The organism is Solimonas flava DSM 18980, assembly GCF_000426685.1.
In the GTDB taxonomy this organism is placed as follows: Bacteria; Pseudomonadota; Gammaproteobacteria; order Nevskiales; family Nevskiaceae; genus Solimonas; species Solimonas flava.
Genome location: NZ_AUFV01000001.1, coordinates 317,605 through 330,099 on the forward strand (window position 1 = coordinate 317,605; position 12,495 = coordinate 330,099).

Here is a 12,495-nt window from a genome sequence, read left to right on the forward strand (position 1 = left end):
TTCGCTCCTTAGGCGGCGGCGCGCCGCGCATCGCCGGTGGCGACGACGCGCTGCACGAAGATGCCGGGCGTGATGACCGCTTCCGGATCGAGTGCGCCGAGCGGCACGATCTCGCCGACCTGGGCGATCGTGCATTTGGCCGCCATCGCCATGATCGGCCCGAAGTTGCGCGCCGTCTTGCGGTAGACGAGGTTGCCCCAGCGATCGCCGCGGTGGGCTTTGATCAGCGCGAAGTCGGCATGCAGGGGGTATTCGAGTACGTAGTGCCGGCCGGCGATCTCACGCGTTTCCTTGCCGTCGGCGAGCAGGGTGCCGTAGCCGGTCGGGGTGAAGATCGCGCCGAGGCCGGCGCCGGCGGCCTGGATGCGTGCGGCGAGATTGCCCTGCGGTACCAGTTCGAGTTCGATCTCGCCGGCGCGGTACAGCGTGTCGAAATGATGCGAGTCGGTCTGGCGCGGAAACGAACAGACGATCTTGCGTACGCGCCGTGCTTTGAGCAGCGCGGCCAGGCCGGTCTCGCCGTTGCCGGCGTTGTTGTTGATGATCGTCAGGTCCTTTGCGCCGTGCGCGATCAGCGCATCGATCAGCTGATCCGGCATGCCGGCCGTGCCGAAGCCGCCGATCATGATGCGCGCGCCGTCGAAGACGTCGGCGACTGCCGCCTGCGGTGTTGCGGCGCTTTTGTCGATCAAGTCAGCCTCTCCTTTGGGTGCGCCGACACGGAATCGCAGGCGCGCGAACGTCGTTCGTCGCTGCGGTGGGTTTGACGGGCTCAGCGCTCCATCGTCGGCGCGTGAACGGCTCGAACGGTACGGTGCAGGGGCACACGGCTCAAGATCGTTAATCGAAATTCGGTGCGATAATCGGACAGCTGCGCGGGCACACGGGAAAAAGGCATGCGGACGAAGATTCGGGCGCGTCAGGCCACGAGGCAGGCGAGGGCGGGCGATGCGCGCAAGACTGCGGCGGCGGAAATCGGCGCGTATCGCGGTGATCCGAGCTTCATGGCGTCGCTGGCGCGCGGGCTTGCCGTGCTGCAGGCGTTCGATGTGCGCCAGCGCGCCCTGAGCGTTTCGCAGGTCAGCGCGGCGACCGGCATTCCGCGCGCCGCGGCACGTCGCTGTCTCTATACCTTGCGTGAACTCGGCTACGTTGCCGAGGAGAACGGACTCTATGCCTTGCGCCCCAAAGTCCTGAGTCTGGGCTTTTCCCATCTTTCGTCGAGGCCGCTGGCCACGGCCGCGCAGCCCTTGCTCGACCGCTGCCGCGATCGCTTGCACGAATCCTGCTCGCTGGCGGTGCTCGATGGCGGCGAGGTGTATTACCAGGCCCGTGCCGAAACCACGCGTATCATGTCGATTGCGTTGTATGTCGGCACGCGGCTGCCGGCCTACTGCACCTCGATGGGGCGCACGCTGCTCGCACATCTGCCGCCGGACGAGCTCGAGCGCTATCTGTTGCGGACCGCATTGCTGCCGCGCACGACACGCACGGTGACGTCCCCCGACAAGCTGCGCGAGCTGCTCGCCGGCGTGCGGCGCGCCGGCTACGCGATCGTCGATCAGGAACTGGAACTCGGCCTGCGCTCGATCGCCGTTCCCGTATTTGATCGCGACGGACGCGTCGTGGCATCGATCAATGCAGGGACGCAAGCGGCGCGGGTGCCGCTGCGCGACCTGACGCAAATCTTCCTGCTCGAATTGCGCGCGGCTGCCCAGGAACTGTCTTTGCTCGCCTGAGCCTGAGCCTCCGGCGAGGCTGTTGTTCCGGCCGACTCGGGACGCGGCTTGCGATGGCGAGGCGCAAGCCTTCATCGCGGCGCGTCCTCCGCGCGCCGGCTGTCGCCCCGCGATCGACGCAGCGCGCAGGCGGCGCCGATCTTCGCGCCGCCAATCCCTGACGCATTCGGGCGTCGTCGAACGCGGCCGCCGCGCCGCCCGTCCGGGCCGGGCCGAGCGCGTTGGCGCGCGCTTCGCGCCGTGCCGGCCTTCGCCGTATGGGACGTCGACCCCGCTACGGGGCGAGCCCGGTTTCATCACGTCACGTCCTCTTTATGTGCTGCGTTCATTTGTTATGTGCGCGATGCCCGGCGGAAAGCCCGCAAGGCGCCTCTCACGGCGTTTACATCGCCCGGTAGAAGTTATAGTATATGAACAGATGTTCGTATTTAGAACTTCCAACGCTGACACGCGGCATGAATCGAGATGCCGGTGCCACTTGTCTGATCGCAGGAGTGCCTGAATGCTTGCAATGCTTATCGGTGGGCGCGCGGTGACGGGGGAGGCTTCCTTTGAAGTCGTCAATCCGGCCACCGAAGCGGTGATCGCCAACGTGCCGGACTGCTCCGCCGAGAACCTGAATGAGGCTGTCGCCGCGGCCCAGGCGGCGCTGCCGGCCTGGAGCGCGACGCCCATCGAAGCCCGTCGCCAGCTGCTGCTCGATTGCGCCGATCTGCTGGTCGCCAACATCGACGAACTCGCCAGGCTGCTGGTGCTGGAGCAGGGCAAGCCGCTGCCGAAGGCGACGCGCGAGCTGATGGGCTCGGCCGCGTGGCTGCGCTATACGGCGACGCTCGATCTGCCGGTCGAGATCATCCGCGATGACGAGATGGTGCGCGTCGAGTTGCGCCACAAGCCGATCGGCGTGGTCGGTGCCATCGTGCCGTGGAATTACCCGGTGATTTCGGCGGTCGGCAAGTTCGCGCCGGCGATGCTCGCCGGCAATACGGTGGTGCTGAAGCCGTCGCCGTACACGCCGCTGGCGACGTTGCGGCTCGGCGAACTGCTGCGCGAGCGCATCCCGGCCGGCGTGCTCAATATCGTCTCCGGCGGCGACGAGCTGGGCCGACGCCTGACCGCGCATCCGGGTATCCAGAAGCTGTCGCTGACCGGCTCGGTCGCCGCCGGTCGCTCGGTGGCCGCGGCCGCGGCGCATGAGCTGAAGCGCATCACGCTGGAGCTCGGCGGCAACGATGCGGCGATCGTGCTCGGCGATGTCGACGTCAAGAAGGTCGCGCAGAAGGTGTTCACCGCAGCTTTCGAGAACAGCGGTCAGGTCTGCACGGCGATCAAGCGCGTCTACGTGCACGACAGCATCCACGATGCATTCGTCGCTGAACTGGTCGCGCTGGCGACGGCAGCGCGCGTCGGCGACGGCATGGCCGAGGGCATCGACTACGGTCCGATCAATAACCACGCGCAGTTCAGTCGCGTGCTCGGCCTGATCGATAGTGCGAAGAGCGAAGGCGGCACGGTGCTGTGTGGCGGTACCCGCATCGGCGATACCGGCTACTTCATCGCGCCGGCGATCGTCACCGGGCTGCCGGACAGCGCCCGTCTCGTCGCCGAGGAGCAGTTCGGCCCGGCACTGCCGGTGCTGCGCTTCTCCGACATTGATGACGCGGTGGCGCGTGCCAACGACAGCCCGCTCGGACTCGGCGGCTCGGTGTGGAGCGCCGACGCGACACGCGCGGCCGAGATCGCCGACCGCCTGGTCTGCGGCACGTCCTGGGTCAACGCGCATCTCATGATCGTGCCGCAGGCGCCGATCAGCGGACAGAAGCTGTCGGGCATCGGCGCCGAGAACGGCGTCGCCGGCCTGCAGGCTTTCACGCGCCTGCAGACGCGCATCGTCCCGAAGAGCTGAACATGCCGCACCTGATCGTCGAGTACTCGGCGGGACTCGAGCGCAGCGTCGACATCGACCGCGTGCTTGAGCTCGCCGGCGACGCCGCCGCCGAATCCGGCGTGATGGCGCGCGCGGACATCAAGCTGCGCGCGATCGCTTATTCCCATTTCAAACTGCTCGATGGCGGCGACAGTTTCGTGCATCTGAGCGTGCGGCTGCTGGCCGGACGCAATGCCGAACAGAAGCTGCAGCTGTCGAGTCTGCTGCGCGAGCGTCTCGCGGCGTATCTCACGTCGGTGCACAGCATCAGCGTCGAGATCGTCGACATGGACGCGCAGTCCTACCGAAAGAGGTTGCTTTGAGCCTGCTCATGGATTTCAACGGAACGGCGGACGAGATCATCGGTGCGGGATTCCCCCGCATCCGCCTGGCCCCGCTGCCGACGCCGCTCGAAGAGGCTGCGAACCTGAGCGCCGCGCTCAAGGGGCCGCGCATCTTCTTCAAGCGCGATGACCTGACCGGCGCCGGACTCGGCGGCAACAAGGTTCGCAAGCTCGAATTCGTGCTGGCGCGCGCGATCGAGGAGGGGGCCGACACGCTGGTGGTCAGCGGCGGCTTCCAGTCGAACCTCGCACGCATCTCGGCGGCGATGGGTGCGAGACTCGGCCTGCGCGTCGAGCTCGTGCTCGGCGGCGTGCCTGGTGAGCCGCGGCCGGTCGCCGGCAACCTGCTGCTCGATCAGCTGTTCGGTGCCAAGGTCACGCTGGTCGACACGGTCGTGCGCTGGGACTTCGGCAATTCGGTGCAGAACGTCGTCGAGCGCCTGCAGCGCGAGGGAAGGCGCCCGTTCGTCGTGCCGCTCGGCGGCTCCGGCCCGGAGGGCATGGCCGGTTACGTCAACGCCACGCATGAAATGCTGACGCAGTTCGATGAGCTGGGCATCCGCCCGGACTACCTCGCGGTGCCGATCGGCTCGGGCGGCACGTACTCGGGCCTGATGCTCGGCGCGCTGAACCTCGAGGCGCCGTACCGCGTGCTCGGCATCAGCGTCAGCCGTACGCGCGAGTTCCTGCTCGAGAAGGTGCCGGTGGAAGCGGCCGTCGCCGCCGAGCGCATCGGCCTCGAACGCGTACCGACCGCCGACGACCTGCTGATTCGCGATGAATACCTCGGTGCCGGCTACGGTGAGCCCACGCAGGGCGGCACCGACGCGATCCGCCTCGTCGCGGAGACCGAAGGCGTGCTGCTCGACCCCGTCTATTCGGGCAAGTGCATGCACGGCGTCATCGACATGATCCGCAGCGGCGAGATCGGCGCCGACCAGACGGTCGTTTTCCTGCATACCGGCGGCTGGCCTGCGCTGTTCGCCTACGATCCGCAGGCACTCGGCGTGCCGAACACGCTGGCCGGCTGAAGGATTCCGACCCCTTTTTTCTTTGCTACCACCAACCTCAGCGCCGCCGTGAACCGGGGCGCCCAGGCAGGAGACCGTGAAATGAACGCATACGAACCGACCCCGCGCACCCCGCTCGAACAGGAGGCGCTGGATCACATCTGGTTCCATGCCACGGCGCCGGCGGCCCTGCGCCAGCCGGGCGGCATGATGATCTTCGAGAAGGGCGAAGGCTGCTACCTCACCGACAACCACGGCCAGACCTATCTGGACGCGCTGTCGGGTGGCGCATTCGTCACCAATATCGGCCATGGCCGCAAGGAAGTCGCGCAGGCAATGGCCGAACAGGCCGCGCAGCTGGCTTACGTGACGCCGTACAACTTCGCGGCGCCGTCGACCATCAAGCTCGCGACCAAGCTTTCGCAGATCGCGCCTGGCGACCTGAGCCGCTGCTTCTTCACCTCGGGCGGTACCGAGTCGGTCGAGACCGCGCTGAAGATCGCCAAGCAGTACCACTGGCTCAACGGCGACAAGAAGCGCACGAAGGTGATCAGCCGCCGCGGCTCGTACCATGGTTCGAGCTTCTACGCGATGAGCATCAGCGGCGCGAGCCACGACTTCAACAGCAAGATCTTCGCGCCGCTGGTGCCGGGCGTCGTGCAGCTGCCGTCGCACAACTGCTACCGCTGCGATTACAAGCTCAGCCATCCGGGCTGCGGCATCCTGTGCGCGAGCATGATCGAGAAGGCGATCGTGCATGAAGGTCCGGACACGATCGCGGCGATCATCGCCGAGCCGGTGCCGGCGTCGGCAAGCATTTATCCGGCGCCGAAGGAATACCTGCAGATGCTGCGCGAGATCGCCGACAAGTACGGCATCGTGCTGATCATCGACGAGGTCATCAACGGCTTCGGCCGCACCGGCAAGATGTTCGCGATCGAGCACTGGGGCGTGCAGCCGGACATCATCACGACTGCCAAGGGCCTGACCAGCGGCTATGCGCCGATGGGCGCGGCGATCGCCAGCAGCCGCATCGCCGCCAAGTTCGACAACGCGAGCGGCCGCGAGTCGGGCCTGAATCACGTCATCAGCTTCGGCGGCCACGCGACCGCGGCGGCGGCGGCGCTGAAGAACATCGAGATCATGGAAACCGAGGGCATGGTGCAGAACTCGGCCGACATGGGCGCCTATCTGCTCGAAGGCCTCAACGAGCTGCGCAAGTACGCGATCGTCGGCGACGTTCGCGGCCTCGGCCTGCTGACCGCGGTCGAGCTGGTCCAGGACAAGAAGACGCGTGCGATGTTCGCGCCCGAGGCGCTGATGGCGCCGCGCGTGACCGCCAAGCTGCGCGAGTTCGGCGTGCTGGCGCGCACCTTCCAGGTCGTCGAGTTCGGGCCGCCGCTGTGCGCCGGCAAGAAGGAAGTCGAAACCATCGTCGATGCCATGGAGAAGACCATCGTCTGGTTCTCCAAGGAAATGGGCATCCCGCTGCACTGATCACGCAAGGCGCCGCTGGCGCCGCAGAGATTCGAACATGCAAAAAACATCCCGCAAAACCGTCATCATCGGTGCCGGTGTCATCGGTTGTGCGATCGCCCTGCAGTTGCGGCGCAAGGGCTACCAGACCGTCAACGTCGACAAGAATCCGGAAGTCGGCTACGGCAGCACCAGCCACTCCTGCGCCGTCGTGCGCTTCTCGTACTCGCTGCCGGAAACGGTGATGCTGGCTTACGAGGGCTATCACTACTGGAAGTACTGGGAGCAGTTCGTCGGCAAGGACGACGAGCGCGGTCTGGCCCGCTATCACCAGTGCGGTCATCTGATGCTGCGCAGCACGGCCGAGGATCGCGCGTCGGTCTTGCAGTTCTACAAAAAGCTCGGCATTCCGTTTGCCGAGTGGGATCTGGAAACGATCCGTCACCGTCTGCCGCTGTTCGACCTGCGCCTGATGGGGCCGGCGGTGGCGCTGGATGACCCGCATTTCTTTGACGAGCCCAGCGGCGATCGGATGATGTACGGCGGCGTGTTCACGCCGGAGGCCGGCTATATCGGCGATCCGCAGCTGGCGACGCACAACCTGCGCCGCGCGGTGGAAGCCAGCGGCGGCAGCTTCGTGCTGGGCAAGCGCGTGACGGCGATCCTGCGCGACGATGAGCGTGTGCTCGGCGTGGAACTCGAAGACGGTACGCGCATCGACGCGGACGTCGTGGTCAATGCCGCCGGTCCGTACTCGTCGATCGTCAACAAGCTCGCCGGCGTCGACAAGGGCATGTCGATCGGGACACGCGCACTGCGCCGCGAAGTGCATCACCTGCCGAGCCCGCCGAACTTCGACTTCGGAAAGTACGGCGTGATGACCTCGGATGGCGACCTGTATCAGTACTTCCGTCCCGAGACCGGCGCCAAGCTGACCGTCGGTTCGGGCGATCCGCCCTGCGATTCGCAGACCTGGGTGGACGATCCGGACAACTTCAACACTGAGTTCACCGAAAGCCAGTGGAATACACAGGTCTACCGCGCCGCCAAGCGCATTCCTGACCTGCCGATCCCCGGCAAGGCGCAGGGTGTGGTGTCGCTCTACGACGTCGCCGACGACTGGGTGCCGCTGTACGACAAGTCCGACCTCAAGGGCTTCTACATGGCGGTCGGTACCAGCGGCCATCAGTTCAAGAACGCCGGCGTGGTCGGCGAGCTGATGTCGGTGCTGATCGACGCCTGCGAGCAGGGCCACGATCACGATGCCGATCCGCTGAGCTTCACCGGCCGTTACACCGGCTATCGCTTCAGCATTGGCACGTTCTCCCGCCTGCGCGCGATCAACAAGGACAGCAGCTTCTCGGTACGCGGCTGACGCGCCACCGAAATTGCGGAGCAGATCGATGAACAGAGAGGATAACGAACTCATCACGCGTATCGGTCCGGGCAGCGCCGCCGGTGCGGTCCTGCGCCAGTACTGGCAGCCGGCGGCGCTCGTCGATGAGCTGGACGGCCCGCGCCCGGTGCGGCCGGTGACGCTGCTCGGCGAGTCGCTGGTCCTGTTCCGCGACGAGCAGGGCCGCTACGGCCTGGTCGACCGCCGCTGTTCGCATCGCGGCGCCGATCTCTGCTACGGCCGCCTTGAGAACGGCGGTCTGCGCTGCCCGTTCCATGGCTGGCTGTTCGACGTCGACGGGCACTGCCTCGAACAGCCGGCCGAGCCGGAAGGCAGCACGCTGCACGAGCGCATCCGTCACCGCGCCTATCCGTGCGTCGAGCGCGGCGGCATCATCTTCGCGTACCTCGGCGAAGGCGAGCCGCCGGCGTTTCCGGATTTCGACTGCTTTCGCGCGCCGGACAGCCACACCTTCGCGTTCAAAGGGCAGTGGGACTGCAACTGGCTGCAGGCGCTGGAGATCGGCATCGATCCGGCCCACGCTTCGTACCTGCATCGTTTCTTCGAAGACGAGGACCCGCGCGATTCGTACGGCAAGCAGTTCCGCGCCAGCGCCGCCGATACCGCGATCCCGCTGACGCAGGTGCTGCGCGACTACGCGCGGCCGGAAATCCGCACAGAGCCGACCGGCTACGGCTTGCGCATCGTCACCACGCGCCGGTTGCCGCAGGAGCAGACGCACTACCGCATCACCAATCTCGTGTTCCCGAACGCCATCGCGATTCCGATGAGCGGCGACATGACGATCACGCAGTGGCACGTGCCGATCGACGATACGCATTGCTTCTGGTACTCGATCTTCACCAGCTTCGACGCCCCGGTCGATCGCGCGAAAATGCGCGCGCAGCGCCTGGAACGGCACACGCTGCCGGACTACAGGCCGACGGCGGGCCGCGACAACGACTGGGGCTACAGCCCGGACGAGCAGGCGACGCAGACCTACACCGGCATGGGCATGGACATCAACGTCCACGACCAGTGGGCGGTCGAGTCGCAGGGCGCGATCCAGGACCGCACGATCGAGCATCTCGGCCGTACGGATGTCGCGATCATCGCCAACCGTCGCTTGCTGCGCGCGGCGATCCAGGCGGCGCAGCAGTCCGCGGCGCTGCCGTTCCGGACGCCGCTGGCGGCGCCGGACAGCGGGCCGGTCGCCGTCGACGCGATCGGCGGCAGCGAACTCGGCGAGGCCTGCTGGCGCGCGCTCGATGCGCAGCGCCGCGACGGCGCGCCCTGGTGGGCGGGAGTGCGTGCGTGAGCGCCGTGATCAATCCGGCCGGCGTCGGCCGTAGCGGATTCGTCGAGCGCTACGCGCCGTGGTCGCCCGCGCAGGCGGAGGCGGCGCGTGCGGCACTGGCGCTGGTCGCCGAACGTGGCATCAAGACCGTGCGCCTGGCGTTCGCCGACCAGCACGGCGTGCTGCGCGGCAAGACCATCGTCGCCGACCTGCTGCCGTCAGTGTTCCGCAACGGCTGCGGCATGACCACGACACTGCTGTCGAAGGACACCTCGCACCGCACGGTCTACCCAGTGTGGAGCGGCGGCGGTGGCATGGGCATGAGCGAGATGACCGGTGCCAGCGATTTCGTCGCGGTGCCCGATCCGGCGACGTTTCGCGTGCTGCCGTGGGCGCCGCATTCGGCCTGGGTGCTGTGCGACGCCTACTTCCAGAACGGCGAGCCGGTGCCGTTCTCGACGCGCCAGCTGTGCGCGCGCCAGCTCGATCGGCTCGGCGCTGCCGGCTTCGACTATCTGGCCGGCATCGAACTCGAGTTCTACGTTTACAAGCTTGAGGACAGCAAACACACGATCGCGCAGAGCGCGATGCCGTCCGGGCCGGCGCCGGATGTCAGCGTGCTGTCGCGCGGCTTCCAGTACCTGACCGAGACGCGCTACGACGAACTCGACCCGGTGCTCGACCGTCTGCGCGCCGACCTCGTCGCGCTCGGCCTGCCGGTGCGCACGCTCGAAGTCGAGTTCGGGCCGAGCCAGTGCGAGGTGACCTTCGGGCCGGTCGCCGGCATCGCCGCCGCCGACAACGTCGTGCTGGCGCGTTCGGCGATCAAGCAGATCTGCCGCCGGCTCGGCCTGCATGCGACCTTCATGTGCCGGCCGGCTTTTCCCGGCGCGATGTCGAGCGGCTGGCATCTGCATCAGTCGCTGGTCACGCGCAGCGGCGGCAGCAACGCGTTCATGTCGACCAATCCGGAACAGGCGCTGTCGCCGACCGGCCTTGCCTTCATGGGCGGACTGCTGCGCCATGCCGCCGAGTCCTGCATCCTGCCGGTGCCGACCATCAACGGCTACAAGCGTTTCCGGCCGTTCTCGCTGGCGCCGAACAACATCGTCTGGGGCCGCGACAACCGCGGCGCGATGCTTCGCGTGATCGGCGGCGCCGACGATCCGGCCTCGCATGTCGAGAACCGCATCGGCGAATCGGCAGCCAATCCGTATCTGTACTTCGCGTCGCAGATCGTTGCCGGACTGGCCGGCATCGAGCAGGGCCTTGATCCGGGCCCGGCGGTCGATACCCCGTACGCGCCCGGCACGCAGCTGTTGCCGCGCAGCCTCGTCGAGGCGGTTTCGGCGCTGCGCGGCAGCGAGCTGTTCGCGCAGCAGCTCGGCCGGCCGTTCGTCGACTACTTCCTGACGATCAAGGAATTCGAGCTGCACCGGTTCCTGTCCGACGAGGTCACGGACTGGGAGCAGCGCGAGTATTTCGACGTGTTTTGATGGAGCCGCGAGCGTGGCAGGTGATGGTATGCGTACAGGGATGAAACGGCTGGACCGGTACGATGTGGCCTTGATCCGTCATCTTCAGCGCGATGGCCGAATGCCGGTCGCAAAGCTCGCGGAACGGGTGCACCTGTCGGAATCGTCCTGCGCCCGGCGCATGCGCATGCTCGAAAGCAGCGGCCTGATCGCTGGCTATACGGCCTTGCTCGATCCTTCGCTGTCCGGCTATGGCGTGAGCGTGTTCGTCAACGTCAGCCTGCTGCGGCAGGAACGCGCCGACCTCGAACGCTTCGAGGCGGCGGTGCGCGAAGTGCCGCAGATTCTCGAGTGCTATCTGATGACCGGCCAGCACGACTACACGTTGCTGGTGTCGGTCAACGACATGGCCGGCTTCGAGCGGCTGCACGATACGGTGCTGACGCGCCTGCCGGGTGTCGTCAGCGTGCATTCCAGCATGGCCATCCGCACCGTGAAGCGCGAGCCGCCGATGCCGTCGGAAGGTCTGCGCATTGCCGACGTCGAGGTCTAAGCTCGAGCGTTGGAACCGGCGCCGTGCAGGCGCCGGTTCCCGATTCCTGAGAGGCTCAATCCGGCCTCTCAGTTCCAGCTTTTGTAGACCGAGAGCATGCCGAGATCGCGCGCCACCAGTTCGTGCGTCAACGCACCGGCGTGCGTGGTGAGACCGTTGCGCAGATGCGCATTCGCACGCAATGCCGGCTGCCAGCCAGACGCGGCGATGCTGCGCACGAACGGCAGCGTCGCGTTGGTCAGCGCCAGCGTCGCGGTGCGGGCCACTGCACCCGGCATGTTGGTCACGCAATAGTGCACGACGCCATCGACGAGGTAGACCGGATCGGTATGCGAGGTCGGCCGGCTGGTTTCGAAGCAGCCGCCCTGGTCGATCGCGATGTCGACGAGTACCGAGCCGGGGCGCATCGACGCCACCATGTCGCGCCTGACCAGCTTCGGTGCGCTGGCGCCGGGCACCAGCACGCTGCCGATCACCAGATCGGCGTCGGCGACGAGATCGGCAATCGCGCTGCGGGTCGAGAACACCGTCTTCACGGCATTGCCGAACTGGGCATCGAGTTCACGCAGGCGCGGCAGCGAGCGATCGACGACGCTGACACCGGCGCCCGCACCGATCGCCAGACGCGCAGCCTGCGTGCCGGCGACGCCGCCGCCGATGACCACGACCTTGGCCGGCAGCACGCCCGGTACGCCGCCAAGCAGCACGCCGGCGCCGCCGTTTTCCTTCTGCAGATAGGTCGCACCGACCTGTACCGACATGCGCCCGGCGACCTCGCTCATCGGCGCCAGCAGCGGCAGGCCGCCGCCCGGTGCGGTGACGGTCTCGTAGGCGATCGCGGTCACGCCGGATGCGAGCAGGCCCCGGGCCTGGGCCGGGTCAGCGGCGAGGTGGAGATAGGTGAACAACACCTGGCCGCTGCGCAGTCGCGCGCATTCCGGTGCCAGCGGCTCCTTGACCTTGACGATCAGTTCGCCGGCCGCGAAGGCCGCGTCGGCGTCCGCCACGATCTGTGCGCCGGCCGCGACATAGGCTTCGTCGGCAAAGCCGACGCCAGTGCCGGCCTGGGTCTCGATGAAGACCTGATGGCCGTCGGCGACCAGTTCGGCGACGCCGGCCGGCGTCATGCCGACGCGATACTCGTGAGTCTTCGTTTCCTTCGGAATGCTGATTTTCATGGATTTCGCCAACGGTTTGTCGGGATGAAAAAATTAGCACCGACGAGCTGGAGAAGCCCCGCGATTTTGGTTCGTCGACGCGTTGCTGGCGGTGGATTTC

At 66.9% G+C, this 12,495-nt stretch carries 11 protein-coding genes; 9 read left to right on the plus strand and 2 right to left on the minus strand.

What is annotated here, in order from left to right; translation table 11 throughout:
- Window positions 1-8: 8 nt before the first annotated feature.
- Window positions 9-692, minus strand: coding sequence for a 3-oxoacid CoA-transferase subunit A (locus tag K343_RS0101460; protein ID WP_028006562.1), 684 nt, complete (start codon window positions 690-692; stop codon window positions 9-11).
- A 204-nt stretch (window positions 693-896) separates the two neighbouring features.
- On the opposite strand from K343_RS0101460, the gene K343_RS0101465 reads away from it, so the two are divergent.
- The 9 genes from K343_RS0101465 (at window position 897) to K343_RS0101505 (ending at window position 11,217) form a co-directional block, all read left to right on the plus strand.
- The gene (locus K343_RS0101465) at window positions 897-1,739 is read left to right on the plus strand and encodes an IclR family transcriptional regulator domain-containing protein (protein WP_028006563.1); all 843 of its coding nucleotides are present in this window, start codon (window positions 897-899) and stop codon (window positions 1,737-1,739) included.
- Window positions 1,740-2,241: 502 nt separating this feature from the next.
- Window positions 2,242-3,645: an aldehyde dehydrogenase family protein gene (locus tag K343_RS0101470; RefSeq protein ID WP_028006564.1), complete on the plus strand. Its 1,404-nt coding sequence runs from the start codon at window positions 2,242-2,244 to the stop codon at window positions 3,643-3,645.
- Between the two features lie 2 nt (window positions 3,646-3,647).
- A complete protein-coding gene (locus K343_RS0101475) occupies window positions 3,648-3,989 on the plus strand; it encodes a 5-carboxymethyl-2-hydroxymuconate Delta-isomerase (RefSeq protein WP_028006565.1) in 342 nt (113 codons plus the stop codon).
- 8 nt (window positions 3,990-3,997) lie between these two features.
- Complete coding sequence (locus K343_RS20370; RefSeq protein ID WP_051277816.1) at window positions 3,998-5,041, plus strand: D-cysteine desulfhydrase family protein; 1,044 nt, start codon at window positions 3,998-4,000, stop codon at window positions 5,039-5,041.
- 81 nt (window positions 5,042-5,122) lie between these two features.
- Window positions 5,123-6,517: an aminotransferase family protein gene (locus K343_RS0101485; protein ID WP_028006566.1), complete on the plus strand. Its 1,395-nt coding sequence runs from the start codon at window positions 5,123-5,125 to the stop codon at window positions 6,515-6,517.
- A gap of 37 nt (window positions 6,518-6,554) precedes the next feature.
- Window positions 6,555-7,871: an NAD(P)/FAD-dependent oxidoreductase gene (locus tag K343_RS0101490; RefSeq protein ID WP_028006567.1), complete on the plus strand. Its 1,317-nt coding sequence runs from the start codon at window positions 6,555-6,557 to the stop codon at window positions 7,869-7,871.
- 28 nt (window positions 7,872-7,899) lie between these two features.
- Window positions 7,900-9,210, plus strand: a complete 1,311-nt coding sequence (locus K343_RS20375; RefSeq protein WP_043111831.1) for an aromatic ring-hydroxylating dioxygenase subunit alpha — start codon at window positions 7,900-7,902, stop codon at window positions 9,208-9,210.
- Complete coding sequence (locus K343_RS0101500) at window positions 9,207-10,685, plus strand: glutamine synthetase family protein (RefSeq protein ID WP_211226133.1); 1,479 nt, start codon at window positions 9,207-9,209, stop codon at window positions 10,683-10,685. Before K343_RS20375 ends, K343_RS0101500 begins: the two co-directional genes overlap by 4 nt.
- A 40-nt stretch (window positions 10,686-10,725) precedes the next feature.
- Window positions 10,726-11,217 carry an Lrp/AsnC family transcriptional regulator gene (locus K343_RS0101505; protein WP_028006569.1) on the plus strand — a complete coding sequence of 164 codons (492 nt, stop codon included), beginning with the start codon at window positions 10,726-10,728 and terminating at the stop codon, window positions 11,215-11,217.
- A gap of 68 nt (window positions 11,218-11,285) precedes the next feature.
- On the opposite strand, the gene ald is transcribed toward K343_RS0101505, so the two are convergent.
- Entirely contained in the window at window positions 11,286-12,395 is a 1,110-nt protein-coding gene (gene ald / locus K343_RS0101510; RefSeq protein ID WP_028006570.1) for an alanine dehydrogenase, read from the minus strand.
- Window positions 12,396-12,495: the final 100 nt, after the last annotated feature.

What these genes read in the sequence shown, in the direction of transcription:
- K343_RS0101465 (WP_028006563.1), top strand. Translation starts at nt 897, where the DNA reads ATGCGGACGAAGATTCGGGCGCGTCAGGCCACGAGGCAGGCGAGGGCG.
- K343_RS0101490 (WP_028006567.1), top strand. Translation starts at nt 6,555, where the DNA reads ATGCAAAAAACATCCCGCAAAACCGTCATCATCGGTGCCGGTGTCATC.
- K343_RS0101505 (WP_028006569.1), top strand. Translation starts at nt 10,726, where the DNA reads ATGAAACGGCTGGACCGGTACGATGTGGCCTTGATCCGTCATCTTCAG.
- K343_RS0101485 (WP_028006566.1), top strand. Translation starts at nt 5,123, where the DNA reads ATGAACGCATACGAACCGACCCCGCGCACCCCGCTCGAACAGGAGGCG.
- ald (WP_028006570.1), bottom strand. Translation starts at nt 12,395, where the DNA reads ATGAAAATCAGCATTCCGAAGGAAACGAAGACTCACGAGTATCGCGTC.
- K343_RS0101470 (WP_028006564.1), top strand. Translation starts at nt 2,242, where the DNA reads ATGCTTGCAATGCTTATCGGTGGGCGCGCGGTGACGGGGGAGGCTTCC.
- K343_RS20370 (WP_051277816.1), top strand. Translation starts at nt 3,998, where the DNA reads ATGGATTTCAACGGAACGGCGGACGAGATCATCGGTGCGGGATTCCCC.
- K343_RS20375 (WP_043111831.1), top strand. Translation starts at nt 7,900, where the DNA reads ATGAACAGAGAGGATAACGAACTCATCACGCGTATCGGTCCGGGCAGC.
- K343_RS0101475 (WP_028006565.1), top strand. Translation starts at nt 3,648, where the DNA reads ATGCCGCACCTGATCGTCGAGTACTCGGCGGGACTCGAGCGCAGCGTC.